Origin of the sequence: Mycobacterium sp. SMC-11 (assembly GCF_046250095.1) — a bacterium.
Classification (GTDB): Bacteria; Actinomycetota; Actinomycetes; order Mycobacteriales; family Mycobacteriaceae; genus Mycobacterium; species Mycobacterium heraklionense_A.
Window position 1 is genome coordinate 3,018,857 of record NZ_CP176430.1, and the last position, 26,171, is coordinate 3,045,027.

The 26,171-nt window shown below is 67.0% G+C and carries 27 protein-coding genes; 5 read left to right on the top strand and 22 right to left on the bottom strand.

What is annotated here, in order from left to right:
* Positions 1 to 9: 9 nt before the first annotated feature.
* The 7 genes from dprA to ACKY0X_RS14285 all read right to left on the bottom strand — a co-directional run bounded on the left by dprA (position 10) and on the right by ACKY0X_RS14285 (position 7,736).
* Positions 10 to 1,149 (bottom strand): DNA-processing protein DprA, encoded by a 1,140-nt coding sequence (dprA, locus tag ACKY0X_RS14255; RefSeq protein ID WP_409426560.1) that lies wholly within the window; start codon positions 1,147 to 1,149, stop codon positions 10 to 12.
* A complete protein-coding gene (locus ACKY0X_RS14260) occupies positions 1,146 to 2,657 on the bottom strand; it encodes a YifB family Mg chelatase-like AAA ATPase (RefSeq protein ID WP_409426561.1) in 1,512 nt (503 codons plus the stop codon). The genes dprA and ACKY0X_RS14260 overlap by 4 nt, the downstream gene beginning before the upstream one ends.
* Positions 2,658 to 3,026: a YraN family protein gene (locus tag ACKY0X_RS14265; protein WP_409426562.1), complete on the bottom strand. Its 369-nt coding sequence runs from the start codon at positions 3,024 to 3,026 to the stop codon at positions 2,658 to 2,660.
* A gap of 122 nt (positions 3,027 to 3,148) precedes the next feature.
* Positions 3,149 to 4,870: a cytochrome c oxidase subunit I gene (gene ctaD / locus ACKY0X_RS14270; RefSeq protein WP_409426563.1), complete on the bottom strand. Its 1,722-nt coding sequence runs from the start codon at positions 4,868 to 4,870 to the stop codon at positions 3,149 to 3,151.
* A 100-nt stretch (positions 4,871 to 4,970) separates the two neighbouring features.
* Positions 4,971 to 5,636 carry a GNAT family N-acetyltransferase gene (locus ACKY0X_RS14275; RefSeq protein ID WP_409426564.1) on the bottom strand — a complete coding sequence of 222 codons (666 nt, stop codon included), beginning with the start codon at positions 5,634 to 5,636 and terminating at the stop codon, positions 4,971 to 4,973.
* A 76-nt stretch (positions 5,637 to 5,712) separates the two neighbouring features.
* Positions 5,713 to 6,867 carry an acyl-CoA dehydrogenase gene (locus ACKY0X_RS14280; protein WP_409426565.1) on the bottom strand — a complete coding sequence of 385 codons (1,155 nt, stop codon included), beginning with the start codon at positions 6,865 to 6,867 and terminating at the stop codon, positions 5,713 to 5,715.
* Complete coding sequence (locus ACKY0X_RS14285) at positions 6,864 to 7,736, bottom strand: SDR family NAD(P)-dependent oxidoreductase (protein ID WP_409429639.1); 873 nt, start codon at positions 7,734 to 7,736, stop codon at positions 6,864 to 6,866. Before ACKY0X_RS14285 ends, ACKY0X_RS14280 begins: the two co-directional genes overlap by 4 nt.
* Before the next feature lie 169 nt (positions 7,737 to 7,905).
* On the opposite strand from ACKY0X_RS14285, the gene ACKY0X_RS14290 reads away from it, so the two are divergent.
* Positions 7,906 to 8,913, top strand: coding sequence for an AraC family transcriptional regulator ligand-binding domain-containing protein (locus ACKY0X_RS14290; protein ID WP_409429640.1), 1,008 nt, complete (start codon positions 7,906 to 7,908; stop codon positions 8,911 to 8,913).
* A 12-nt stretch (positions 8,914 to 8,925) separates the two neighbouring features.
* On the opposite strand, the gene ACKY0X_RS14295 is transcribed toward ACKY0X_RS14290, so the two are convergent.
* From ACKY0X_RS14295 to rplS, 4 genes are all read right to left on the bottom strand, one after another.
* Entirely contained in the window at positions 8,926 to 9,231 is a 306-nt protein-coding gene (locus tag ACKY0X_RS14295; protein ID WP_012393608.1) for a DUF2469 domain-containing protein, read from the bottom strand.
* Entirely contained in the window at positions 9,228 to 9,962 is a 735-nt protein-coding gene (locus ACKY0X_RS14300; protein WP_409426566.1) for a ribonuclease HII, read from the bottom strand. Before ACKY0X_RS14300 ends, ACKY0X_RS14295 begins: the two co-directional genes overlap by 4 nt.
* Positions 9,963 to 9,964: 2 nt before the next feature.
* Positions 9,965 to 10,732 carry a signal peptidase I gene (lepB, locus tag ACKY0X_RS14305; protein WP_234784706.1) on the bottom strand — a complete coding sequence of 256 codons (768 nt, stop codon included), beginning with the start codon at positions 10,730 to 10,732 and terminating at the stop codon, positions 9,965 to 9,967.
* A gap of 127 nt (positions 10,733 to 10,859) precedes the next feature.
* A complete protein-coding gene (gene rplS / locus ACKY0X_RS14310; protein ID WP_024443224.1) occupies positions 10,860 to 11,201 on the bottom strand; it encodes a 50S ribosomal protein L19 in 342 nt (113 codons plus the stop codon).
* A gap of 397 nt (positions 11,202 to 11,598) precedes the next feature.
* Here rplS and ACKY0X_RS14315 point away from each other — a divergent pair, with 397 nt between their 5' ends.
* Entirely contained in the window at positions 11,599 to 12,495 is an 897-nt protein-coding gene (locus ACKY0X_RS14315; RefSeq protein ID WP_065040124.1) for a hypothetical protein, read from the top strand.
* A gap of 116 nt (positions 12,496 to 12,611) precedes the next feature.
* Here ACKY0X_RS14315 and trmD read toward each other — a convergent pair whose 3' ends face one another.
* The 5 genes from trmD to ACKY0X_RS14340 form a co-directional block, all read right to left on the bottom strand.
* Positions 12,612 to 13,301: a tRNA (guanosine(37)-N1)-methyltransferase TrmD gene (trmD, locus tag ACKY0X_RS14320; protein WP_409426567.1), complete on the bottom strand. Its 690-nt coding sequence runs from the start codon at positions 13,299 to 13,301 to the stop codon at positions 12,612 to 12,614.
* An 8-nt stretch (positions 13,302 to 13,309) separates the two neighbouring features.
* A complete protein-coding gene (gene rimM, locus ACKY0X_RS14325; protein ID WP_409426568.1) occupies positions 13,310 to 13,831 on the bottom strand; it encodes a ribosome maturation factor RimM in 522 nt (173 codons plus the stop codon).
* Positions 13,832 to 13,842: 11 nt separating this feature from the next.
* Positions 13,843 to 14,085 (bottom strand): RNA-binding protein, encoded by a 243-nt coding sequence (locus tag ACKY0X_RS14330; RefSeq protein WP_019736217.1) that lies wholly within the window; start codon positions 14,083 to 14,085, stop codon positions 13,843 to 13,845.
* A gap of 8 nt (positions 14,086 to 14,093) precedes the next feature.
* Positions 14,094 to 14,588 (bottom strand): 30S ribosomal protein S16, encoded by a 495-nt coding sequence (gene rpsP / locus ACKY0X_RS14335; RefSeq protein ID WP_409426569.1) that lies wholly within the window; start codon positions 14,586 to 14,588, stop codon positions 14,094 to 14,096.
* Positions 14,589 to 14,745: 157 nt separating this feature from the next.
* Positions 14,746 to 15,165: a nuclear transport factor 2 family protein gene (locus tag ACKY0X_RS14340; RefSeq protein WP_409429641.1), complete on the bottom strand. Its 420-nt coding sequence runs from the start codon at positions 15,163 to 15,165 to the stop codon at positions 14,746 to 14,748.
* A gap of 37 nt (positions 15,166 to 15,202) precedes the next feature.
* Between ACKY0X_RS14340 and ACKY0X_RS14345 the strand changes: the two genes are divergently transcribed.
* Positions 15,203 to 16,072 carry a D-alanyl-D-alanine carboxypeptidase family protein gene (locus tag ACKY0X_RS14345; RefSeq protein WP_409426570.1) on the top strand — a complete coding sequence of 290 codons (870 nt, stop codon included), beginning with the start codon at positions 15,203 to 15,205 and terminating at the stop codon, positions 16,070 to 16,072.
* Between the two features lie 22 nt (positions 16,073 to 16,094).
* On the opposite strand, the gene ACKY0X_RS14350 is transcribed toward ACKY0X_RS14345, so the two are convergent.
* A complete protein-coding gene (locus ACKY0X_RS14350) occupies positions 16,095 to 17,162 on the bottom strand; it encodes an amidohydrolase family protein (protein WP_409426571.1) in 1,068 nt (355 codons plus the stop codon).
* Position 17,163: 1 nt separating this feature from the next.
* Complete coding sequence (gene ffh / locus ACKY0X_RS14355) at positions 17,164 to 18,720, bottom strand: signal recognition particle protein (RefSeq protein WP_409426572.1); 1,557 nt, start codon at positions 18,718 to 18,720, stop codon at positions 17,164 to 17,166.
* Positions 18,721 to 19,059: 339 nt separating this feature from the next.
* Between ffh and ACKY0X_RS14360 the strand changes: the two genes are divergently transcribed.
* The gene (locus tag ACKY0X_RS14360) at positions 19,060 to 19,878 is read left to right on the top strand and encodes a PE family protein (RefSeq protein WP_409426573.1); all 819 of its coding nucleotides are present in this window, start codon (positions 19,060 to 19,062) and stop codon (positions 19,876 to 19,878) included.
* A 35-nt stretch (positions 19,879 to 19,913) separates the two neighbouring features.
* Positions 19,914 to 21,092, top strand: coding sequence for a PPE family protein (locus tag ACKY0X_RS14365; RefSeq protein ID WP_409426574.1), 1,179 nt, complete (start codon positions 19,914 to 19,916; stop codon positions 21,090 to 21,092).
* A gap of 651 nt (positions 21,093 to 21,743) precedes the next feature.
* Here ACKY0X_RS14365 and ACKY0X_RS14370 read toward each other — a convergent pair.
* The 4 genes from ACKY0X_RS14370 to ACKY0X_RS14385 all read right to left on the bottom strand — a co-directional run bounded on the left by ACKY0X_RS14370 (position 21,744) and on the right by ACKY0X_RS14385 (position 26,116).
* Positions 21,744 to 22,664, bottom strand: a complete 921-nt coding sequence (locus ACKY0X_RS14370; protein WP_409426575.1) for a DUF294 nucleotidyltransferase-like domain-containing protein — start codon at positions 22,662 to 22,664, stop codon at positions 21,744 to 21,746.
* Between the two features lie 34 nt (positions 22,665 to 22,698).
* Entirely contained in the window at positions 22,699 to 23,037 is a 339-nt protein-coding gene (locus ACKY0X_RS14375) for a P-II family nitrogen regulator (RefSeq protein ID WP_409426576.1), read from the bottom strand.
* The gene (locus tag ACKY0X_RS14380; RefSeq protein ID WP_409426577.1) at positions 22,943 to 24,418 is read right to left on the bottom strand and encodes an ammonium transporter; all 1,476 of its coding nucleotides are present in this window, start codon (positions 24,416 to 24,418) and stop codon (positions 22,943 to 22,945) included. Before ACKY0X_RS14380 ends, ACKY0X_RS14375 begins: the two co-directional genes overlap by 95 nt.
* Before the next feature lie 219 nt (positions 24,419 to 24,637).
* Positions 24,638 to 26,116: a hypothetical protein gene (locus ACKY0X_RS14385; protein ID WP_409426578.1), complete on the bottom strand. Its 1,479-nt coding sequence runs from the start codon at positions 26,114 to 26,116 to the stop codon at positions 24,638 to 24,640.
* Positions 26,117 to 26,171: the final 55 nt, after the last annotated feature.

The window sequence follows — 26,171 nt, forward strand, 5'->3', positions numbered from 1 at the left end:
CTATACGAGCTACCGATTCGGGCGAGCTATCCCCCAGCATCCGTCGCGTCGCGCCACCAAGCCGGCGACCTCCAACATCGCCAGCGGCCCGAACACCTGCGCCGGCGCCAGCCCGGAGGCCACCGCGATCTGATCGACGGTGACCATGCCACGCCCGGGCAGCGCCTCGTAGACCTGACTCTCGGCGACGCTGAGCCCGTCCAGCGGTGTGGCCGGCCGCGGCGGATCGTCCGCCAGTTCCCCGACTCGACCCGCCAGCTCTATCACTTCCTCGACCCGGGTCACCAACTCGGCGCCGCCGCGCAGCAGCACGTGACAGCCTGCCGAGGCCGCGCTCGTGACGGGACCGGGGACCGCCGCCACCGGTCGGCCCAGCAGCCGGGCCCAGGCGGCGGTGTTGGCCGCTCCGCTGCGCAGTCCCGCCTCGACCACCACCGTCACCCCTGCCAGCGCCGCCACCAGCCGGTTGCGGGTCAGGAACCGATAGCGGGCCGGACGTATCCCGGGCGGATACTCGGTGACCAGCAAGCCGCTGGCGCCGATGCGATGCAGCAGCGCGGAATGGCCTGCCGGGTAGGCGTTGTCGATGCCCCCGGCCAGTACCGCCACGGTGGTGCCGTCGGCGGCCAGTGCCGCACGGTGCGCCGCACCGTCGATTCCGTAGGCGCCGCCGGAGACCACCGCCACGTCGCGTTCGGCCAGTCCGGCGGCCAGATCCGCGGCGACCAGCTCACCGTAGGTGGTTGCTGCGCGGGTTCCGACGATCGCGGTGGCCCGCTCGGCGATTTCGTCGAGTCGTGCCGGACCCACCGCCCAGAGCACGAGTGGAGGCCGGCAGTCCGGTTTGTCCACGGCGTCGGCGCCTCCGAAGCCGGCGAACGCCAACACCGGCCACTCGCCATCATCGGGCGTGAGCAGGCGGCCTCCGCGGCGGTCGAGGATCTCCAGATCGTCAGCAGCGACATCGATCTCGCGGCGGGCCTCGGTGTGGCGAGCCAGCTCCGGACCGACTGCACCACACCGAATCCGTTCCGCCGCCTCTACCGGGCCGACCCGATCGACCAGCACGGCCAGCTCCGGGCGCGGCGGCTCGGTAACCCGGGACAGGTAGGCCCAGGCCCGCCTCGTGGTGGTGTCTGTGGCGGTCATCGGGCCGCACCGGCTTGGCGGAAGCTCAGGGCCGCGGAGACCTCGTCCAGTCCCGGTGACGTCCGCCCGGCCAGGTCGCTAAGGGTCCACGCGACTCGCAGGGTGCGGTTGGCTCCCCGAATCGATAGCAGACCGCGATCCAGCGCAGTGCGCAGCGGAGCCATCGCCGCGGTACTGAGCCGAAACCTGCGGCGCAGCAACGCCCCGCTGACCTCGGCATTGGTGTGGAACCCGTGCGGTGCCCACCGGTGTGCTGCGGCGGCACGCGCCTGCGCGACCCGGCTGCGCACCGCGGCAGTCGACTCCCCGTCCGCCGCCGAGAACGCACCCGCGCGGACGGGATGCATCTCCACTCGCAGGTCCACCCGGTCCAGCAGCGGTCCGGACAGCCGGCCCAGGTAACGCCGCTTCTCCAATGATTTACAGGTGCAGTCCCGGGGATCGGCCGGCGCGCACGGGCACGGGTTGGCCGCCATGACCAGTTGGAAGCGGGCCGGATAGCAGGCCACCCCGTCGCGCCGGGCCAGCCGGATCTCCCCGTCTTCCAGTGGTGTACGCAGCGCCTCTAGCGCGCTGACCCGGATCTCGGCGCACTCATCGAGGAACAGCACACCTCGGTGCGCGCGGCTCACCGCACCGGGGCGGGCCATCCCGGAGCCGCCGCCGACCAGAGCCGCGACACTCGAGCTGTGATGCGGCGCGATGAAGGGCGGCCGGGTGATCAACGGCGCGCTGCCCGACAGCAGTCCCGCGACCGAGTGGATGGCGGTGACCTCCAGCGATTCGCTTTCGGTGAGCGCCGGTAGCAGCCCGGGAAGGCGTTGGGCCAGCATGGTTTTACCGATTCCCGGCGGGCCGGTCAGCATCAGATGATGGGAGCCGGCGGCAGCCACCTCGACGGCGAACCGGGCCTGGGCCTGGCCGACCACTTCGGCCAGGTCCGCGACCGGCTCGGTCACCGGGGCCGCTGTCGTGATCCGGTCGTGCAGCCGTGCGGCCCCCTCCAGCCAGCCGTGCAACTGGCCCAGTGTCGCCACCCCGTACACGTCGATACCGTCCACCAGACTGGCCTCGGCAAGGTTGTCCACGGGAACCACCGCGCCAGCCCATCCGCCGTTCTTGGCGACCAACACCGCGGGCAGCACCCCGTGGACCGGCCGCACCCGCCCGTCGAGTGCGAGTTCGCCGAGCAGCACCGTCTTCTCCAACCGAGACCACGGCGCTTTGCGGTCGGCGGAGAGCACCGCGGCGGCCAGCGCGATGTCATAGACCGAGCCCATCTTCGGCAGCGTCGCCGGTGACAGCGCCAGGGTCAGCCGGGCCGCGGGCCAACGCTGCCCGCTGTTGGTGATCGCCGCGCGCACGCGATCCCGCGACTCCTGCAGTGCGGCGTCGGGCAGCCCCACCAGATGCACCCCGGGAAGCCCCGAGGTGATGTCGGCCTCGATCTCCACGATCAAGCCGTCGAGGCCGCGTACTGCCACCGAGAACGCCCGCCCCAGCGACATTCAGCCCACCCCCTGTAGGTGCGTGATCTCCGGGGTTCGGCTGCGGCCGATGCGCACCCTGATCACGTCGAGACGTACCTGCTCCCAGTGCGCCTGCTGACCCACAAGCCAGGTACCGGCCAGCCGGCGCAACCTGCGCACCTTCTCGGGTGGCACCGCGTACGCCAGCCCGCCGAAACCCTCACCGCTTCGGGTCTTCACCTCGACGAACACCACGGTGCGCGCCGCCAGGTCCGCGGCAATCACATCCAGTTCGCCGTAACGGCAGCGCCAGTTGCGAGCCAGAATGGCCCATCCCTGTCCGATCAGATGGTCGACGGCCAGTTGTTCTCCGAGCGCGCCCAGCTCGGTACGGGACATGGTTGTCATGCCCGTCAGCGTCGGTCAACCCTCCGACAGCGTCGAGCCGAGAAGATCCGAAACCAGCTGCCGGGCAGGAAGTTATCCCCAGTCCGGCATTCGTCCACAGCCGCAGATTCGAGCGGTCCGGCTCACTCGCCGCGACTACGGACCCGTCGGCGCTGCCCCACGTGGGCTTCGGCATGCAACCGTTCCGTCATGTGGGGATAGTGCAGTTCGAAGGCTGGGCGGTTCGAGCGGATCCGGGGCAGTTCGGTGAAGTTGTGCCGCGGCGGTGGGCAGCTGGTGGCCCATTCCAACGAGTTGCCATGGCCCCACGGGTCGTCAACGGTGACCGGCTCTCCGTAGCGGTAGCTGCGGAAGACGTTCCAGATGAACGGGAGCATGGAGACGCCCAGCACGAATGCGCCGACCGTCGCCACGATGTTCAGCGTTTGGAATCCGTCGGTGGCCAGGTAGTCGGCGTAACGCCGCGGCATGCCGGCCGCCCCGAGCCAATGCTGCACCAAAAATGTGGTGTGAAACCCGATCAGCGTCAGCCAGAAGTGCAGCTTGCCCAACCGCTCGTCGAGCAGTCGGCCCGTCATCTTCGGAAACCACAGATAGATGCCCGCGAAGGTGGCAAACACGATGGTGCCGAACAACACGTAATGGAAGTGGGCGACCACGAAGTACGTGTCGTGGACGTGGAAATCCAGAGACGGGCTGGCCAGCATCACGCCGGTCAGGCCGCCCAGCAGGAACGTCACCATAAAGCCGATCGCGAACAGCATCGGGGTCTCAAACGTTAGCTGCCCCCGCCACATCGTGCCGATCCAATTGACGTACTTGATGCCGGTCGGCACCGCGATCAGAAGCGACATCAACGAGAAGAAGGGCAGCAGAACTGCCCCGGTCGCGAACATGTGGTGCGCCCAGACCGAGGCGGACAGAAAGACGATGGCCCACGAGGCGTAGATCAACGTGGTGTAGCCGAACAGTGGCTTGCGACTGAAAATCGGAAGGACCTCGCCGATGATGCCCCAGAACGGTAGCGCCACGATGTAGACCTCGGGGTGGCCGAAGAACCAGAACAGGTGTTGCCACAGGATCGGCCCGCCGTTGGCCGGGTCATAGACGTGGGCGCCCAAGTGGCGCTCGGCGGCCAAGCCGAACAACGCGGCGGTCAGGACGGGAAACGCCAAGAAGATCAATACGCTGGTCGCCACGATGTTCCAGGTGAAATTCGGCATTCGGAACATCGTCATGCCGGGTGCGCGCAGGCAGACCACCGTGGTGACCATATTGACTGCGGCCAAGATGGTTCCGAGCCCCGACACGATGAGCCCGACAATCCACAGGTCAGCGCCGGGGCCCGGTGAGTGGACGCTGTCACTGAGCGGTGTGTAGCCCGTCCAGCCGAATTCCGCTGCGCCGCCAGGGGTGATGAATCCCGACAGGACCAGAAGCCCACCGAACAGGAACAGCCAGTACGAGAGTGCGTTGAGGCGCGGGAAGGCGACATCGGGGGCACCGATCTGCAGCGGCAACACCAGGTTTGCGAAACCGAAGGCGATCGGCGTGGCATACAGCAGCAACATGATCGTGCCGTGGATGGTGAACAACTGGTTGTACTGCTCGTTGGACAGAAACTGCAGGCCCGGTGCAGCCAGTTCGGCGCGCATCAGCAACGCCATCAGCCCCGCGGTCAGGAAGAAGCCGAAGGCCGTCACCACATACATCTGGCCGATCATCTTGTGGTCGGTAATGGTCAGCAGCTTGACGACCGTCTCGCCGCGGGACTTGCCGCGCGGCGGGAATGGTCTAGATGCAACGACCTCTGCGGGGGCCGCGCGCGCCTCGCCGAGGACCATTGCTCTCCCGTCACCACGCACAACAGCGATCAGCTGTGTGGCCGGGATACCCGTAGGGGGCGAGCCGAAAACCCGGGGGTCCCGGGCGACGATCCGTCGTTTAGCCGGCGTGCGCACCCGGTGCGCGAACGATCAACGGCACACCGGGGAAATAGGCCGCCATCTCGGCGCGGGCACGGCGCAACGCGGCGGTGCCATAGCCCTTCTTGCGGTGTGCGGGATGAATCCAGATCCGCACATTGACCTCACCGTGGTTGAGGTCGCCAAAGACCATCCCGACCTTCTGCCCGCCGTCGATCGCGACGAACAGCGCCGCGTCCTCGTCCTCGACGCGTGCCAACGCCGAGCGGATCTCGTCACCGATGTCGTCGGCCGGTCGCCCGGTTCCGTCGGCGCTGGCGCCGACGTCCGTGGTCCGGTCCGCCAGAATGTCTCGGTCCTGCTCACCGGAGAACACCCGCAGCGCCAAGGTCTCGCCGGAACTGGCCGGCCGATCACCGAGGGTGAATGTCAGCTCGTTGTTGAGGTCGTTGAGCTCGTCGGCGATCTTGTCGCGCGACTCTTTGGTGAGCTGATCCAGCGACATTCCGATCACCGCTTCGCAGCCCAGCGGCGAGACGCCCAGCAGGTCCGCGATCGCCTGTACGGCCGACGCGCGGTCGTTGGAATCGACGATCACGTCGAGCACCTCGTGGCGGCGTTCCATGGCCTTGAGCAGGGCATTTGTGATTTCACGGCGGGAGACTGCACGGTCTACAGCGGTCATAGGTGTCAGCCTAGACCGAAGCCGGGACGGGCGCATGAAGCAAGCGCCGACGCGGGGGTGTTCCCTTGCGCCCGCGTCAGCGCAGGAGGTGTCGGCTCATGACGACGCGCTGGATCTGGTTGGTGCCCTCATAGATCTGGGTGATCTTGGCATCACGCATCATCCGCTCCACCGGGAAATCCGTGGTGTAGCCCGCCCCACCGAACAACTGCACCGCATCAGTGGTGACCTCCATCGCCACATCCGAGGCAAAACACTTGCTGGCCGCGGAGATGAAACCCAACCCGGTCTCCCCACGCTCGGCACGCGCCGCCGCCGAATACACCATCAACCGCGCAGCCTCCAGCTTCATCGCCATATCGGCAAGCATGAACTGCACACCCTGGAACGTGGCGATGTTCTTCCCAAACTGCTTACGATCCTTGGTGTACTCAATCGCCGCATCCAACGCACCCTGCGCAATACCAACCGCCTGCGCACCAATCGTCGGACGCGTGTGATCCAACGTCCGCAACGCCGTCTTAAACCCCGTACCGGGCTCACCAATGATCCGATCCCCCGGAATACGGCAATTCTCGAAATACAACTCAGTAGTCGGCGAACCCTTAATCCCGAGCTTGTGCTCCTTAGGCCCGATCGAAAAACCCTCGTCGTCGATGTGGACCATGAACGCCGAAATCCCGTTGGCATCCAAGTCGGGGTCAGTCACCGCCATCACCGTGTACCAACTCGACTTGCCACCGTTGGTGATCCAGCACTTGGAGCCATTGAGAATCCAGTCATCCCCATCAGCCTTAGCGCGAGTGCGCATCGCCGCAGCGTCACTGCCGGCCTCCCGCTCACTCAACGCATACGAGGCCATCACCTCACCGGCCGCCAAGCCCGGCAGCACCTGCGCCTTGAGCTCATCAGAACCCGACAAGATCAACCCCATCGTGCCCAACTTGTTCACCGCCGGAATCAACGACGACGACGCACACACCCGCGCGACCTCTTCGATCACAATGCAGGCGGCAACCGAATCCGCACCCTGACCGCCATACTCCTCCGGGACGTGCACCGCGTTAAAACCCGAGGCGTTCAGCGCCGCCAAAGCCTCTTCAGGGAACCGGGCCTGCCCATCGACATCCTTGGCGTACGGAGCGATCTCCTTCTCCGCCAACGCCCGAATCGCCGCCCGCAACTCATCATGCTCCTCGGGCAACTTGAACAGATCAAACGAGGGATTCATCGGGAGCTCCCCGCCTTCGCCCACGGGAAGAAGCGGCCTGCTGCGGCTGCGGTGAGCCGTTGATATCCCGGTCCGATGACCCGCACGAGTACGTCGAGGGCGTGCGCCTCCCACCCGATCAATACCCGGGCACGGCCGGCGCGGACACCGTCGAGAATGGTCTGTGCAGCCATCTCCGGGGAATGCAGCAGGAGGTAGCGGTCATAGAACTCGGCCAGCGGCTGGGCGTCTTCGCCGTCGCAGACGGTCGCGTTGCGGGCGACCCCGGTCTTGATCCCGCCCGGGTGTACACCCGTCACCTTGACCGGATGACCGTTGATCAGCATCTCTTGACGCAGTGCCTCGGTGAAGCCGCGAACAGCGAATTTAGCGGCGTTGTAAGCACTTTGACCCGGCACTGCGATCAGCCCGAACAGGCTGGAGACATTGATGATGTGCCCGTCGCCGGATGCGATGAGATGCGGCAGAAAGGCTTTGGTGCCGTTGACGACGCCCCAGAAGTCGACGTCCATGACGCGCTCGATGTCCTTGAACGACGCCTTCTCGACGTCGCCGTTGTAGGCGATTCCCGCGTTGTTGTAGACCTGGTGCACCTCGCCGAAGTGATCGGCCACCTCGGCGGCGTACGCGAGCACCTCCGCGCGTTCGACCACATTGAGCTGGTCGGCCTTCACCTGTGCCCCCAGCGCTTGCGCCTTGCGCACGGTGTCGGCGAGCCCGTCGGTGTCGATGTCTGACAGCGCGAGCTTGGCGCCGTGGGCGGCGAGGTTGAGCGCCAACGCTTTACCGATCCCGGAACCCGCACCGGTGATGACGACGACCTTGCCTGCGAATCGGGCGTCGGGTTCAACCGGGCGGCGGCCGCGCACTGCGGCCAGGGCGATGAGGATCCCCGAAGAGCCCAGTACTAGCGCCCAACGGGGTAAGCGTTGCGAAATCATGCCCCGATCTTGTCCGCCGCCAGCGGCTTCGGTCTTGACATTTTCCGACGTTTTTTTATCATTTTCCGACAACCGGGCGGTGGAGGTGGTGAGCGAGATGTCGTCGGGCAGTTTCATCCGCGCCCCGGCCACGTCGGGTTACACCGAGCTGGTTCGCGAACTCGGCGGCGACCCGGCGGCATTCCTGACCCGCTTTCATATCCCGACAGAGGTGGAGCAGCAGGAGGACGCGTTCGTTCCGGTCGACGCCTTTGCCCGAATGCTGGAGGCCACCGCCGATGAGCTTTCGTGCCCGGAGTTCGGGCTTCGCCTCGCGCACCTGCAGGGCCTGCATATCCTCGGGCCGATCGCGGTGATCGCGCGCAACGCCCACACCGTGCTCAGTGGCCTGGGTGCGATCGCGCGGTTTCTGTATATCCACTCCCCCGCTTTGGAACTGACCGATAGGCGAACGCCACGGGGCATCGCTTTCACCTACGAGGTGACCGAGCGAGGAATCCCCTACCCGCTGCAGTCCTATGAGCTCAGCATGGGCATCGCCGTACGTATCCTGCGGTTGCTCGGCGGCCCGGGTGCACGACCGGAGTCGGTCTCGTTCATCCACCGGCAACAGGCCTCCGACAGCGCCTACCGCGAGGCGCTGGGGTGCCCGGTGCGCTTCGAGCAGAGCTGGTGCGGGTTCGAGCTGCCCACGCATCTGGCCGAACGGCGCATCGAGAACGCCGATCCCCACACCAGTCGCATTGCCACCCAGTACCTGGAATCGACCTACCTGCCGAAGACCTCGCCACTGGCGGCACGCGTGGCGGAGCTGGCCCGCCGACTGTTGCCGACCGGGCAGTGCAGCATCGACGTCATCGCCGCCGAGCTGGCGCTGCATCCCCGGACCCTGCAAAGACGACTGGCGACCGAAGGAGTCAGCGGCCGAGACATCATCGACGAGCAGCGCCGCATCCAGGCGATGCGCTACTTCGCCGAGCCCGGGTTGCCGGTACGGCAGATCGTGGTCCTGCTCGGCTATACCGAACAAAGCGCGCTGAACCGATCGTGTCGCCGGTGGTTCTCCAAGACGCCGCGCGAGTGTCAGGTCAGTGGGTGCACCTAGGCGCCTGTGGCGTTACTCCGGAAGCCGCAGCTCGGGCTTCTCGACCTCTTCGATGTTGACGTCTTTGAAGGTGACCACCCGAACCTGCTTGACGAACCGGGCCGGGCGGTACATGTCCCACACCCAGGCATCGGCCAGCCGTAGCTCGAAATACACCTCGCCGTCGGCGTTGCGGGGCACCATCTCGACACTGTTGGCCAGGTAGAAGCGCCGTTCGGTCTCCACCACGTAACTGAACTGCCCCACGATGTCCTTGTATTCGCGGTACAGCGAGAGTTCCATCTCGGTTTCGTACTTCTCGAGATCTTCGGCACTCATCTGCTCAGCCGTCCTTCTGCTCGGTTCGTCGATCCCATTGTCCCCGCAACCGGGGCGACCGCTCCGGTCCCGGCCAAGGCCAGTGCCACGGTGCGCACGTTGATAAACGAGAAGCGATGCTGGCTGCACGGTCCTAACGCAGACAGGGCCGCGGTGTGTGCCGCGGTGGCGTAGCCCTTGTGTACCGCGAAGCCATAACCGGGGTGATCGGCGTCCAGGGTCGCCATGTAGCGATCCCGACTGACCTTGGCCAGCACGCTCGCCGCAGCAATACACGCCGCCGCCCCGTCGCCGCCGATCACCGGAAGCGAGGGCATCGGCAGCCCTGGGACCCGGAACCCGTCGGAGAGCACATAGCCCGGCCGCAGCGGCAGGCCCGCCACCGCGCGCCGCATGCCCTCGATGTTGGCCACGTGCACGCCGCGCGCGTCAACGTCGGCGGGTTCGATGAACACCACGTGGTAGGCCAGCGCGTACCGGCAGATCAGCGGAAACAGCTCCTCGCGGATCTTCTCGGTGAGCTTCTTAGAGTCGTCGAGCGCGGCCAGGGCCGCGGGCTTGCCCGGCCCGAGCACACAGGCGGCCACCACCAGCGGTCCGGCGCAGGCGCCGCGGCCGACCTCGTCGACACCGGCGACCGGGCCGAGCCCACTGCGGTACAGCGCCGACTCCAGAGTGCGCAGCCCCGGTGAACGACGGATCACCGGGCGCGGCGGCCAGGCCGGAGCCATCGCTACGGGCCCTGCTCGGCCATCTTCTGGGGATTTACCGATTTTACCGGCCCCCAGCGCGACGGCGGCCAGGCGATGAACCGCGTCTTGCCGATCACGTTGGCCACCGGCACGGTGCCGGCGTCCAGATCTTCTCCGGTGCACAGTATCCGGCGCTGCAGGTCGGGTTGGACCTGCACCGAGTCGCAGTGCGCCCGCGAGTCCGACGAATGGGTGCGGTTGTCACCCATCACCCACAGCCGCCCCTCGGGCACGGTCACCGGACCGAACTCGTTGCCGAGGCAGGGATAGACCAACGGGTCGACCATCAGGGTGGCCGGGTTCAGGTAGGGCTCATGGAGCAACTTGCCGTCGACGGTCAGGCCGGTGTCGTTGCGGCACTGGACCGTCTGGCCGCCTACCGCGATGACCCGCTTGACCAAGTCGTTCTCGTCGGGCGGGACGAACCCGATGAACGACAGCGCGTTTTGCACCCAGCGCACCGGCGTGTTCGTCGACCGGATCGACTTGTAGCCGACGTTCCACGACGGCGGGCCGCGGAAGACCACGACGTCACCGGGCTGCGGTGTGCCGAAGCGGTAGGTGACCTTATCCACCATGATGCGGTCGCCCACGCAGCCGTGGCAGCCGTGCAGTGTCGGCTCCATCGATTCCGACGGAATGAGGTACGGACGTGCCACGAACGTCAGCATCAGGTAGTACAGCACCAACGCGATCGTGATCAGCACGACCGACTCGCGCAGCGTGCTGTGCTTGCCGTCCTCGGGCACCTCGGCAGCCTCAGCCGCCTCGGGGGAACTTTCGGGTGATGAGCCCGTGGTTTCGGTCACGAGATCAGGGTAGTGACCGCGTCAGCGGCACCGGAAACCGATCGGAAAAAGCCCGGCGCGGGCAAGATCAGCGCTTTTCCTTGATCTTGGCCTTCTTGCCGCGCAGCTCACGCAGGTAGTACAGCTTGGCGCGCCGAACGTCACCGCGGACCACGACGTCGATGTGGTCGACGTTGGGCGAGTGCACCGGGAAGGTGCGCTCCACGCCGACGCCGTAGCTCTCCTTGCGGACGGTGAAGGTCTCGCGCACGCCGCCACCCTGCCGACGGATGACCACACCCTTGAACACCTGGATGCGCTCCTTGGAGCCCTCGATCACCTTCACGTGCACGTTGACCGTGTCGCCGGGGGCGAAGGCCGGGATGTCGTCGCGCAGCGACGCCTTGTCGACGATGTCCAGCGTGTTCATTGCGGAAACACTTCCTCGCGGGTCGCGGCTTCGGACCGGCCGACACGCGTTGTGAGCATGCAGACGGTTACCGAGCCGATGGGTTCGGGCATGTTGTCGCACTGTGCGGTGACCGGGACGCCAGGACTCCGCTGCAGCATCAACCGCAGGCGACAACTGCTCAATTGTGCCAGACGCAGCCCAACCAGTGAAATCGCGCAAATCGCCGCTGGTCGTTCCACGCCGAACCCCGCAGCCGTGATAATTCTGGAGGCGACCGAACTGAGCGATCCGCATGCCCACGCGGTAACCTATCCGGCGGGCCGATGGCAGCAGTTGTGGCGAGCCCGTGAACCCCATGTCGGTGCAATCACGCGCCTGATACCTGTTGAGGAGGCCACCCGCCGTGCGGCCATCGATGCTTCTGTTGACCATCGTCATGGTGATTTCCACGGTGGTGTTCGGCTGCGACGAGAAGGTCTATGGCGCCGACGCGGTACGGCCGACGCCGTATCGCGCACCCGAGGTGACACCGGTGGCCACGGCGATCGAAGCTCCCCGCGCGCCGGCGATTCAGCCGGCCGCGGTGGTCGACGGCCTCTCGGCGCGCATGCAGGAAGCCACCGACGATGCCGCCAAGGTCGGTGCCAACATCTCGGTGGCGGTGCTGGACCGGATCTCGCACCAGCTGATCACCAACGGCAACACCCGGCCCATCGCCACTGCATCGGTCGTCAAGCTGTTCATCGCCGACGACCTGCTGCTCCGCAAGCCCGAAGGCGGCCTGTCTGCTGACGACCGGGCTGCCCTCGATTCCATGCTGCGTGCGTCCGACGACGGGGCGGCCGAGACGTTCTGGAACCAGAACGGCGGCAACGCGATCATCACCCGGGTGGCCGGCCGCTATGGCCTGGCCAACACCTCACCGCCGTCGAACGGCGCCTGGTGGAACACCATCAGCACCGCACCGGACCTGGCGCGCTACTACGACATGCTGCTCAACGGTTCCGGCGGTCTGCCACCGGCGCAGGCCAACATCATCATCAACAACCTCGCGCAGTCCACCCCGAGCGGCCTCGACGGCTACCCGCAGCGCTTCGGGATCCCGGAAGGCCTCTACGACGAGCCGGTGGCGGTGAAGCAGGGCTGGATGTGCTGCATCGGTAACAACTGGATGCACCTGTCGACCGGCGTGGTCGGGGCGGATCGTCGCTACATCGTGGTGATCGAGTCGCTGCAGCCCAGCGATGACGCCACGGCGCGCACCACCATCACCGAAGCCGTGAAGACCATCTTCCCCGGCGGCCGGATCTAGCCCAGTGTCATCGTCGGCACTGGGCGATTCGCAGCCGGCGCCGAGCGTGCGGTTTGGTGGGCAAAAACCTCGAAACTCCCGATAATTCCGCACACTCGCGGCCGAAACCTGTCGGCTTACTCGGCCAGCAGATCCGGGCGGCGTTCGCGGGTCCGCGCTAGGGCGGCCTCGTGGCGCCAGGCGTTGATCCGGGCGTGGTCACCGGAGAGCAGCACGTCAGGCACGTCCAGGCCGCGCCAGCTCGGCGGACGGGTGTAGCTCGGCCCCTCCAGCAGCCCGTCACGGTCCGGGGAATGCGAATCGTCACGTTGGGACGCCGGATTGCCGAGCACGCCGGGCATGAGCCGCAGCACCGCCTCCAACATCACCAGAACTGCAGGCTCCCCGCCGGCCAGCACATAGTCACCGATCGAAACCTCTTCGACCCGCATCCGCCGAGCGGCGTCGTCGGCGACCCGCTGATCGATGCCCTCGTAACGGCCGCAGGCGAACACCAGATGCTCTTCGTGGCTCCAGCGCTGCGCGGTGGCCTGGTCGAACAGTGTCCCCGCCGGGGTCGGGACGATGAGAACGGTCTGCTCCGAACAGATTTCGTCCAGCGCTTCACCCCAGACCGGCGCCTTCATCACCATTCCGGGGCCTCCCCCGTAGGGCGAATCGTCCACCGAGCGATGCACATCGTGGGTCCAGCGCCGTAGGTCGTGAACCTCGAACGCGACCATCCCGGATTCGATCGCCTTGCCGGGCAGCGATTGCCGGATCGGGGCCAGATAGTCGGGGAAGATCGTGACGACATCGATTCGCATGCCGCGCTTTATCCGTCCAGCTCCAGCAGCCCGTCGGGTGGTTCGATCAGCACGGTGCCCTCGGCCAGCGACACCGACGGCACGAACGCAGCGATGAACGGCACCAACAGTTCTCGGCCATCGGTCCGCTTGATCGCCAGCAGCTCACCGGCAGCGGTGTGCAGCACCTCGGTCACGGAGCCGATCTCCTCCCCCGCCACGGTGCGCACCCGCAGACCCTCGAGTTGATGGTCGTAGTAGGTGTCCGGTTCGGTGATCGGGGGCAACTCCGCGGAGTCGACGACGAAAACGCTGCCACGGACCGCGTCGGCGCCGTCACGGTCGACCACCCCGACCAACCGCACCAACAGCCGGGCCCCATGAGGGCGCGCCGCCTCGACGACGTAGTCGCGTTGCGGCGCACCGGACTTACGGGCGTGCAGCGTTGCACCCGGCGCGAACCGAAGTTCGGGATCGTCGGTACGGACATCGACGACGAGTTCGCCGCGGATGCCGTGGGCCTTGACCACACGCCCGACCGTCAGCTCCATGAGCCGGCCGACTACCGGTCGGTGTCCACCACGTCCACGCGGATGCCACGTCCACCGATACCGGCGACGAGGGTGCGCAACGCAGTGGCGGTGCGACCGCCGCGACCGATTACCTTGCCCAGGTCGTCGGGGTGCACGTGCACCTCGACGGTGCGGCCACGGCGGTTGGTCACCATGTCGACTCGTACGTCATCCGGGTTGTCGACGATGCCGCGCACCAAGTGCTCGACGGCGTCCGCCACCACGGCACTCATGGCCGCGGTCAGCTCTCGCTGGCCGACTCGGCGGCCTCAGCAGCGGGAGCCTCGGCGGCAGCGTCCTCGGCGGCAGCGTCAGCCTTGTCGTCGGCCTTTTCGGTCTTCTTGGCCGGCGCCTTCTTCTTCTTGGCGGTGGTGGCCTCGGTGGTCGGGCCACCCTCGGCCTCGGCCAGCGCGGCGTTGAACAGCTCCAGCTTGCTCGGCTTGGCCGGCTTGACCTTCAGGCGGCCCTCGGCGCCGGGCAGGCCCTTGAACTTCTGCCAGTCACCGGTGATCTTCAGCAGCTTGAGCACCGGCTCGGTGGGCTGGGCACCGACCGACAGCCAGTACTGGGCGCGCTCCGAGTCGATCTCGATCAGGCTGGGCTCTTCCTTCGGGTGGTAGCGACCGATGACCTCGATGGCGCGGCCGTCCCGGCGGGAGCGCGCGTCGGCAATCGCGATGCGGTACTGCGGATTGCGGATCTTACCGAGGCGGGTGAGCTTGATCTTGACAGCCATGAATTACTCCTGAGGTAGCACGCTGCAATTCAGCGACGGGGGCGGGTTTGCTCCCATCCGGTTTTGCCTCGCGTGTTGCGCCACGGCCGCGCAGCCGTAGTCGCGCGGCGGACAGCCGCCTATTGTGCCAGAACCGAGCCGGTCAGCTGAAATCGCCTCAGGGCAGCTTCTCGAAGCACTTGATCTCGTTGCGCCGGCTCATCCGCCAGCCCTGCGCGGTGCGGATGAACTCGTCGTCATACCACAGGCCCAACAACATGGTGGCGGGCTTTTCCCCGCTGAACACCATCGGGTTGAAGCAGAAGGTGCGCGCGGTGGCGCTGTCGCCGTCGACGCGGATCGCCGGTAAGCCCAGCATGTGGGAGTAGTTGGCGAAATTGGGCAGCACCTCGGCCAGCCAAGCCTTGACTTCCGGGAAGCGCCCGTCGATACCACCCAAGGCGCGGTAGTCGATGTAGGCATCGGGGGTGAACACCGCGTCCAGACCATCGAAGTTGCGGGTGTCGATCGCGGTCGAGTAGTCGACCAGCAACTGCTGGATCTCCCAACGGTCCGAAATTTCTTGTTGGCTCAGCATTCCTCGATTGAACACCACAGCGGTAAGGTAGGCCGCCATGCGGAAAATCTTGGCCGCAATCGCGGCTCTCGCAACCGTGTTCGCCTCTCCCGCCGTGACTGCCCACGCCGACGCTGCGCAGCCTCTCGGCTCGGCGCCGGTACCGGTCGGCCCGGCCCCGAACTGGCTGATCGCCGACCTGGATTCCGGGCAGGTGCTCGCCGAGCAGAACGGCTACGCCGCCACTCCGCCGGCCAGCACGATCAAAGTTCTGCTGGCCCTGGTGGTGCTCGACGAGCTGAATCTCGACGACACCGTGGTGGCCACCCCGGCCGACACCCACGTGGAGTGCAACTGTGTCGGGGTCAAAGCCGACCACAGCTACACGGCCCGGCAGCTGCTGGAAGGCCTGCTGCTGGTTTCGGGCAACGATGCCGCCAACGCACTGGCAGACATGCTCGGTGGGCCTGAGGCGGCGGTGGCGAAGATGAACGCCAAGGCCGCTGCGGTCGGGGCGACCGATACTCACGCCAGTACACCGTCAGGGTTGGACGGCCCCGGCGGTCCGGGCGCGAGCACCCCGCACGACCTGGCGGCCATCTTCCGGGCGGCGATGGCCAACCCGGTGTTCGCCGAGATCACCGCGCAGCCCGCGGCGACGTTCCCCACCGATGCCGGGGAGCGTCCGATCGTGAACATGAACGAGCTGTTGGCCCGCTACCCGGGGGCGTTCGGCGGCAAGACCGGCTTCACCGACGCCGCCCGCAAGACCTATGTCGGTGGAGCGGCCCGCGACGGCCGGCGGCTGGTGGTCGCGATGATGTACGGGCTCATCCATGAGGGCGGGCCGACCTATTGGGACCAGGCGGCCGCCCTACTGGACTGGGGTTTCGCGCAGTCCCCGATGTCGAGCGTCGGCAGCCTGTAGACCCAACGTTCGGCGCTGACCGCTAGTACACCCGGCCGCGCAGCATCACCAGGTCGGGACGCCCGAGCACCTCGGGGCCGCGTCGCGGATCGTCGGCGAAACAGACCAGGTCGGCCGGCGCGCCCTGCTCCAGCACCGGTGCCCCCAACCAGCGCCGGGCATCCCAGCAGGCCGCGCCCAGCGCTTCGGTACGGCTGAGGCCAATCCCGGACAGGGCGTCGACTTCGTCGGCGATGCGGCCGTGGGCCACCATGCCACCGGCGTCGGTGCCGGCGTAGATCGGCACGCCGGCTTCCCGCGCCGCACCGATCCGCGATCGACAGGTGGCGTGCAGCGCGCGCATGTGCGCGGCGTAGGTCGGGTACTTGGCCGCCGATTCGGCGATACCCGGGAAGTTGTCGATGTTGATCAGCGTGGGCACCAGGGCCGTGCCGTTGGCCAGCATCAGCTCGATGATGTCGTCGGTGATGCCGGTGCCGTGCTCGATGCAGTCGATACCGGCGTTGATCAGGCCGGGCAGTGCGTCCTCGCCGAAGACGTGCGCGGTGACCCGCGCGCCGTTGGCGTGCGCTGCGTCGATGGCCGACTTCAACACGTCGTCGGACCACAGCGGCGCAAGGTCGCCGACACCCCGGTCAATCCAGTCCCCCACCAGCTTCACCCAGCCGTCGCCGCGAACCGCTTGGGCAGCAACGGCTTCCGGCAGTTGCGCCTCGTCGTCGACGTTGATGCCCAGCCCGGGGATGTAGCGCTTGGTCCGGGCGAGATGCTGCCCGGCGCGGATGATGCGCGGCAGGTCGGCACGGTCGTCGAATGCGCGGGTGTCGACCGGTGAACCCGCGTCACGGATCAGCAGGACCCCGGCACGACGTTCGGTCTCAGCCTGGCGCAGCGCCTCGTCGACGTCGACCGGACCGCCGGGCCCGATCCCGACGTGACAGTGCGCGTCGACCAGGCCCGGGATGATCCAGCCGTCGGAGAAGACGGTCTGCGCGCCGTCGACCGGCTCGAGGTAGATGGTTCCGTCGACGATCCAGTACTCGACGGGCTGTTCGTCGGGCAGCCCGCGGCCGGAAACGTGGAGCGCCAAATTACTTCTGGCCCGGGAAGTTCAGCTTGGACAGGTCGAAGTCGGCCAGCCCGGGCGGCAGCTCGTTGAGGCCTTCGGGCATCTGCGACAGGTCGGGGAAACCGGCGGGCATGCCAGCGGGCCCACCGGGCCCGAAAAGACCCCGCACTTTAGGTGGAGTCGGGCCCCGCTTCTTGCCGCCCTTCTTGCCCTTCGCCTTGCGGTTGGAGCTCTTACGACCCAGCCCCGGCAGGCCCAGGCCGCCCATCATCGACGACATCATCTTGCGCGCCTCGAAGAACCGGTCGACGAGCTGGTTGACCTCCGAGACGCTGACCCCCGAACCGTTGGCGATGCGCAGCCGCCGGGAGGCGTTGATGATCTTCGGGTCCGCCCGCTCGGCCGGCGTCATGCCGCGAATGATGGCCTGCAGGCGGTCCAGCTGGCTGTCGTCGACGGCGGCCAGCGCGTCCTTCATCTGGCCGGCTCCGGGCAGCATGCCCAGCAGGTTGCCGATCGGACCCATCTTGCGGATGGCCAGCATCTGCTCGAGGAAATCCTCCAGCGTGAGCTCGCCGGAGCCGATCTTGGCTGCTGCTTCTTCGGCCTTACGGGCGTCGAAGACCTGCTCGGCCTGTTCGATGAGGCTGAGCACGTCGCCCATGCCCAGGATGCGGCTGGCCATCCGGTCGGGGTGAAAGACGTCGAAGTCTTCCAACTTCTCGCCGGTGGACGCGAACAGGATGGGCGCGCCGGTGACTTCCCGCACCGACAATGCCGCACCACCACGAGCGTCGCCGTCGAGCTTGGTGAGAACGACCCCGGTGAAGCCCACGCCTTCGCGGAACGCATCGGCGGTGGTGACCGCGTCCTGGCCGATCATGGCGTCCAGGACGAACAACACCTCATCGGGCTGCACCGCATCGCGGATGGCGGCGGCCTGGGCCATCATCTCCTCGTCGATGCCCAGGCGCCCGGCGGTGTCGACGACGACGACGTCGAAGTGCTTGGCCTTGGCTTCGGCCAAACCGGCCGCGGCCACGGCGACCGGGTCACCTGGCGTGCCGGTGTCACCGGCGACCGAGGTCCCCGGGTGCGGGGCGAACACCGTGACCCCGGCGCGCTCCCCGACCACCTGCAGCTGGTTGACAGCACCGGGGCGTTGCAGATCGCAGGCCACCAGCAGCGGAGTGTGCCCCTGGCCGCGCAGCCAGGTGGCCAGCTTGCCGGCGAGCGTGGTCTTGCCCGCACCCTGCAGACCGGCCAGCATGATGACCGTCGGCGGGCTCTTGGCGAACGCCAGCTGCCGGGTCTCTCCGCCGAGGATGCCGATGAGCTCCTCATTGACGATCTTGACGACCTGCTGAGCCGGGTTGAGCGCACCGGAGACCTCGGCGCCCTTGGCACGGTCCTTGATCCGGCCGATGAACGCGCGCACCACGGGCAACGACACGTCGGCTTCCAGCAAGGCCAGCCGGATCTCGCGGGCGGTGGCGTCGATATCGGCGTCGGTGAGACGGCCCTTGCTGCGCAGCCCCTGCAGGGCCCCGGTCAACCGGTCGGAGAGGGATTCAAACACGCCGCCAGCCTATATCTGGTCACGTCGCGGGCGGGCAGGCGAAGGCGACAGCGGGCGAACCCGGACGACACCTGGCCGGCTCGGCAAATGATTTCCGTGGCGCGCTAATTGTAACCGCGATGTTAGATAAATTGCACAGTTAATCCGGCAATTCACGCCAATTAAAGAACCGTTTCAGACCGTTCACAGCGAGCCAATTTCTGTTAAAGATTCCCGCCCGGCCGCAAAGAAAATGTTAACGATCGGCTCAACCTTGCCGATCTCTGCGACGCTTCACAGCATCGATGACCGCCCCGTCGGACCATCACAGTCTGGTCCGGCTTCCTGCGAGGAGGATGCATGTCGTTTGTGAAAACACTCCCCGAATCAATGACGCATGCCGCGGGTCAACTCGCAGGTATCGGCGAGGCGCTCTCCGCCGAAAGCGGTGCGGCGGCCATCCCGACCACGGTCATCGCGCCGGCCGGCACCGACCCGGTCTCTGCCCTGCAGGCCGCGGTGTTCGCGACCTACGGGAACCTCTACCAGTCGATCAGCGAGCAGGCGGCAGCCGTTCACCAGCAGCTGGTGCAGGTCCTCGGGCAGAACGCCGGGGCCTATGGCACGGCCGAGGCGACCAACCAGGCGGCCTCGTCGATGGACTCCGGTCTGCAGTGGTTCCTGACCAACATCCTCGGTGTGCCATCCAGCGGCAGCGGCTCCGTACTGTCGGGCAACCTGGCCAACATCGCCAACATCGGCATGGGCAACTGGGCCTCGGCCGGCTCGGCCGTGCTTGGCCTGGCCGGTGGTGGCCTTCTTGACTTCCCCGAAGAGATTGCCGCCGAAGGTGCGGCCGGCCTCGTGGGCTACGAAGCGCCCGCGGCAATGGCCGGCGTCGGCGCGATGCCGGTGGCAGCCGGGATGGCACAGGCCACCACGGTCGGCACCTTGTCCGCGCCGCCCAGCTGGGGGACCGAGCCCGTGGCGGCCGCGACCGCCGCCCCAGCCCGTTTGGCGGCTGCGGCCAGCATGGCCACCCCGCACTCCATGCCCGCCATGGCGGCCGTGCCGGCAGCAATGGCCGCAGCCGGCGCCGGAGATCGTGGCGTCGGGAAGTTCGGCGCACCGCGCTACGGGGTCAAGCGCACCGTCATGCCCAAGCCGACTGCCGTTTAGCAACCCGCCCCACCAACGAGAAGGGGAATGCAGATATGTCGTTCGATTTCGGAGCACTACCCCCGGAGATCGTGTCCGCGTGGATGTACAGCGGAGCCGGTTCCGGACCGCTAGTGTCGGCCGCCTCGGCATGGGGCAGCCTGGCCGCCGAGCTGGAGGCGTCGGCCACATCGGCCCAGTTGGTGATTTCCGAGCTGGCCGGCGAAGAGTGGACGGGTCCGGCCTCAGCGGCAATGACCAGTGCCGTCACGCCGTATCTCACGTGGTTGAACACCACCTCGACGGCCGCCTACCAGGCCAGTTCGCAAGCGATGGCCTCGGCAGGAGCATTCGAGGCTGCCCGCGCGGCTGTGGTGTCTCCCGCGATCATCGCCGCCAACCGGGCCCAGCTGGCGGCCCTCGTCGCGTCGAACTTCCTGGGGGTGAACACCCCGGCGATCCTGGCTACCGAAGCCCATTACATGGAGATGTGGGCTCAGGACACCCTGGCCATGTTCGGCTACAGCACCGCGTCGTCCAGCGCTGCAGCGCTCACGCCGATGACTCCCGCGCCTCAGACCACCAACCCGGTCGGCGCGGCGGTCGCCACCGCCGGCAGTGCTACTGGTGGGCTCCAGCAGGAGCTGACTCAAGGCCTCGCCTCGCTACAGGGCGCCCTGCAGTCGCTGATAGCACCGCTGACCGGGGCATCGGACCCGACACTGGTGAACGCGATCGACCTCTTGCTGGGAACACCGTTGTTCGCCAATGCCATCAACGGCGGCGTGAACACCGCAGCCTGGTTCACCGCCACCGCCATTCCGACGGCGGTATCGCTGGGGCACACACTGGCCCTGGCAGGACCGGCCAGCCTGGCATCCGATGTCACCGGCGTCGACGGCCTCGCGGCCGGACTGGGTTCTGGGGTCTTGGCGGGTATGACACAACCAGTCGGCGCGGTGGCTGCTGCCGGAACGCCGGTCTTGGCGGGCCTGGGACAAGCATCCACGATGGGCGGGATGTCGGTCCCGGCGGGCTGGTCGGCCGCGGCAGGCACTCAACTCGCCGCATCGACGGGTTCGGGCTGGACGGTTGCCGCCGAAGAGACTGCAGGCATGCACGCCGTGCCGGCCGGAATGGCTCCGATGGGCGCTGGCGGACGCGGCGGCCTCGGTTCCGGCGGCCCTCGTTACGGCTTCCGGCCTACGGTGATGCCAAAACAGGTGCTGGTGTGAGGCCGGGTGCGCCCTCTTGGTCGCTGGTGATGGCGGGAACCCCGTCGAGCCGCGCCTCAGGAGGGCGCACCACCTGCCTCCGCCGATCCCCGGGGCAGGTGCGGCCCCGGATGCAGCCGCAGTTGAGGCCGATGATGCAGGCCTGCGGGCTGACGGAGGTCACACCCGGCAAGGGGGCCAAACCACTCACAGGGACAGGCGCTGCCTGCGCGATACCGGCCGCTCCGACTCCGGTGAACCCGACTACCAAGGCTGCGCCTGCTGTACTCAACAATGCGGCCGTCATCCTGCCGAAGCGTCTCATCGCAATCCCTATGTTTCGTCCGTGTTTCACCCCCTTCACGCAACGTACTTCTCGTTCCTGGCATACATCTGAATCTTCCTGGCATCCGTCTGAGTCTCTGCAGCGCTCTGGCCAGCGGTGATGGCGGCAACGGTGAACGAAGCCTGCTACGGGGTCGACATCGATAATCGCCGTTGAATTCCCCCGGCCGAATTCCCCTTAATCAGTCGGCGCCATAATTATTCAGCACAGAAAATTTCTGTCGACTGACAGAGATGTGGGCGCTCGATACAAAGCGAAACTTAGCGCGAGACGCGACTAAGCCACACCGGGCAACACCAGCGCAAAGATTTTCCTTCTCGGGGATGTTATGCCCGCACAGCAAACTTCTCGCGACACGCCAGTGTGTCGAATTCGGCATCGACGTGCCGGCTGATTGTATGCGCGGCATCAAGCAGGCTGGCCGCCAAGTCGTACCGGTCGCCCAGCCCCAAGGCGGCGCCGATTTCGTCGGCGTACTGGGCCGACAGCAGATCATGGCCGCGCCCGCAGGCTCGGTGCAGTTCAGTGCGGACGTCCAGCACCGTGCGGTAGGCAACGCGCAACGCACCCCTGCACCCATAGGGCCGACGCAAGGTCGAGCGGCCGGAATCATGTGCCACCGTCAGCGCATCGAGCAGTTGAACATCGCGCAGGCCGCCGCGGCCACATTTCAGATCGGGTTCGGTGCTGCCGGCTATGGCCCCACTGCGCTGCCACCGGGCGTGTGTCACGTCGATGAGTTCGCCATAGCGGGTGCGGATGCCGTGGCGCCATTGCTGTCGGATGCCGGCGATCAGGCCTGCTGACAACCGTTCATCGCCGGCGATGTGACGTGCGTCCAGCATGGCCAGGGCGGCGAGGATATCGCACGTGGCGACCTGCAGCGCCTGCGGAATCGTGCGCACGCTGTGGTCGAGACGAACATTGGCGTCCCACAACGGATACCAAAGCAGCTCGGCCGTTCGCCCCACCGCGTCCGGAGTCATGTCGTCGTGCAACAGCAAAAGGTCCAGATCGGAGTGCGGAAGCAACTCACGGCGGCCCAGCGAACCGGTTGCCACCACGGCAAAGCCGCTGCCGGGCACAACCCCGATCTCGGCCGCCTTGGCAACCAGCCACGACTCGTGCACCTGGCGCCACATTGTCCGCAGCGCGACCGAATCGCATTGCGCGGACGTCGCACACCGCAATGCGGCTCGAGCAGCCGCCAAGTCGGCTGCCTCGCACCTCGCCCCCCTGCGGTTCATGGCCGTCTACATCGGCTCGGATCGCGCTACAGACTCATACCGCGTCGGGGCCACGTTCGCCCGTGCGCACCCGGACCACGGACTCCACCGCGCTGACCCATACCTTGCCGTCGCCGATCTTGCCGGTATGGGCCGCCCGCACGATGACATCGACGATCTTGTCGACCGCGAAGTCGTCGACCAGCACCTCGATCCGCACCTTGGGAACGAAATCGATCGAATACTCGGCACCCCGGTAGACCTCGGTGTGGCCCTTCTGCCGCCCGTATCCCTGGACATCACTGACCGTCATCCCCAGCACCCCGGCCTCTTCCAAGCCAGTCTTGATGTCCTCCAACGTAAACGGCTTCACGATCGCGGTGATCAGCTTCATCTTCACTCCTGTCTTCAGCCGAGTAAGCAAGAACAGCACTACCGGTACTCACGAGGTCGTAACCGCTTTGGAGGTGCTCGGCCTCGTCGATGCCCGAGGCTTCATCCTCGGCGTCCAACCGCAGTCCGATGGTGTATTTGAGGATCAAGGCCAAGATCGCCGTTCCGACCGCCGAATACACCGCAACGCTGGACGCGCCGATGAGCTGGCGCCACAGCTGATCGAAGCCGCCGCCGTAGAACAAGCCGGGCGACACGTCGGACACACCGTCGATGGCCGCTGTAGTCGGTGCCGCGACCAGACCCACCAGTAGAGTTCCGACGAGGCCTCCGACCAGATGCACCCCGACAACATCAAGCGAATCATCAAAGCCGAAACGGTATTTCAGACCCACTGCCAGCGCGCACGCGACGCCGGCCACCGCACCGACGACCAACGCACCAACCACATCGACTGAGGCACACGCCGGCGTGATCGCGACCAGCCCGGCCACGATGCCCGACGCTGCACCCAATGAGGTGGCGTGGCCGTCGCGGATCCGCTCGGCCAGCAGCCAGCCCAGCATCGCGGCGGCTGTCGCGACCGTCGTGGTGATAAAGGTCGAGCCGGCAACGCCGTTGGCGCTCACCGCCGACCCGGCGTTGAATCCATACCACCCGAACCACAACAAGCCCGCCCCAAGCATCACCAACGGCAGATTGTGCGGCCGCATTGGAAGAGCCGGCCATCCTCGGCGCTTGCCAAGGATGATCGCCAACACCAGAGCGGCCATACCCGCGTTGATGTGGACCGCGGTACCACCCGCAAAGTCGATCGCATGAAGCTTGTTGGCGATCCAGCCGCCATGGGAGGCGGTGCTGTCGTCAAAGGCGAAGACCCAGTGGGCAACCGGGAAATACACGACACTCACCCAGAGGGCCGAGAACAACAGCCAACTGCCGAACTTCATCCGATCGGCCACCGCTCCGGAGATCAACGCGACCGTGATGATCGCGAACATCATCTGGAATCCGACGAAAACGGTCGCCGGGACCGTGCCGACCAACGGAATCTCGACCGCAGGCGTACCGCTGGCCGGATCGGCAGCGACTGCGTTGACCCCGATGAGGCCCTTCAATCCCCAATAATCCGTGGGGTTTCCCGCGACGTTGCCGACGTCATCACCGAACGCGAGCGAGAAGCCGTAAAGCACCCAGAGCACGGTCACCACGCCCATGGCACTGATGCTCATCATGATCATGTTCAAGACACTTTTGACACGAACCATGCCGCCGTAGAAGAACGCCAGACCGGGTGTCATCAAGAGCACCAGGGCGGCGCTGGTCAGCATCCATGCCGTGTCGCCGGTGTCGGGCACCCCCATCGCCGGGAATTGATCCATGCACCAAACCTCCTCCACCGCGACCGGTTGCCAAATGAACCAGGCTGGTCATAACCATGCGCAACAGTTGTTTCAGCGGATGCGCCGCTCCGTTGCAGATGTGTGACCAGCTGCTCACAGCGGTGAGCCAGGAAAAGGGCAGGAAGGGGCCTGACTGCGCCTTCGGGCGCAGAAAATCGCGCCGTGACTGGATCTTCGCGGCCCGGCTACCCGCCTGGGCTAGGGACGGGTGCCGGGCGCGCCCCCGGCGCCCCCGGCGCCCCCGGTGCCGTCGACGTTGGACTCGCCGGGCTTGCCCGCGCCACCGGCAATACCTCCGGTTGAACCACCGTTGCCGCCGTCGCCGCCGTCGCCACCGACACCCAAGGAACCGTTGCCGCCCGCGCCACCGTTACCGCCGCGGCCACCGGAACTACCGGTCTGATCGGCTGCGGCGCCGCCGTTTCCACCGTCACCGCCGTTAGCGCCGACCCGGCCGCTGCCACCGGCACCACCGACTCCCCCGGCACCGCCGTTCCCGCCGGTCGTCCCGACGCCGCCGGCCCCGCCCGCGCCGCCGTTGCCACCGTGGCCCCCGGTACCGAACGGGTTGGTCAGGCCTACGCCGCCCGCACCACCGGCGCCACCGTCGCCGTCGTCACCGGCCTGCCCGACGGCGCCGATCCACCCGACGCCGGTGCCGGCAGCACCGCCTCGCCCGCCGTCGCCGCCATCACCGCCGTTACCACCGTTGGGCTGGCTGGCGGTGCCGACGCCGCCGGCCGCCCCCACCCCGCCGACGCCGCCGGCGCCGCCGTTGCCGCTAAAACCCAAGAGCCACCCGGCGTTACCGCCCATGCCGCCGCTACCACCGGCACCGCCGTTCAACGCGGTCACATCGGGGCCGTTGACGCCGGCCCAGCCGGAGCCACCGCGCCCACCGGTTCCGCCGAAGCCCCAACCGGCCAGGGAGTCGCCACCTGCACCGCCAGTACCCCCCGCGTGCGTCACCAACGACGTGCCGTCGAAGGTGTCGTGGAAGCCCGTGCCGCCCTGGCCGCCGACACCACCGTCGCCGAACCACATTCCGCCGGTACCGCCCTGGCCGCCCGCGCCGGCCTCGATCACCACGCCACCGGCGCCGAGGTAGGCAGCAGCGCCCTGACCGCCCGCGCCACCGTTGCCGAACAATCCGGCGTCGCCGCCGTCACCGCCCACGCCGCCGTTGACTCCGGCTACGCCGGCCGCACCGTCGCCACCGTCGCCGAACAGGAACCCGCCGTCGCCGAGGTCTCCCAGACCGAGCCAGCCGAACAACGAATTGTTGACACCCTTGAAGCCATCGATGCCGTCGCCGATCAGGTCCCGGCCGAACATCAACACCACGGGCGTGTTGATCAGGTCGATCAGCAGCTGGTTTCCGGCGTTGTGCAGGAAGCTTTCCAGGGCGTCGTGGATCGGGAGGTAGAAGCCGTCCTGATACAGCTGAGCCCAGTCAGCCGGTGCCAACGGGTCGAAGGCGGCGCCACCCAGCTCACCCGGGTCGAAGCTGGCGATGCCGATGTCGGCGAGATCGACGCCGGCCGGGCTGATGTCGGCCGTGTCGAACCAGCTTCCGGGGTCGAAGAAGTCGAAATCCGCCTGGGCAGACGGCGGGGTCACCATCGGCGCCAGGGCGAGCGTCAGCGCCGCCGCCGCACCGCCCATCACACGACTCATCCGTGCGCTACGACCCCGGTGCCCGGCACTACGGCGAAGACGACGATTCATTGCG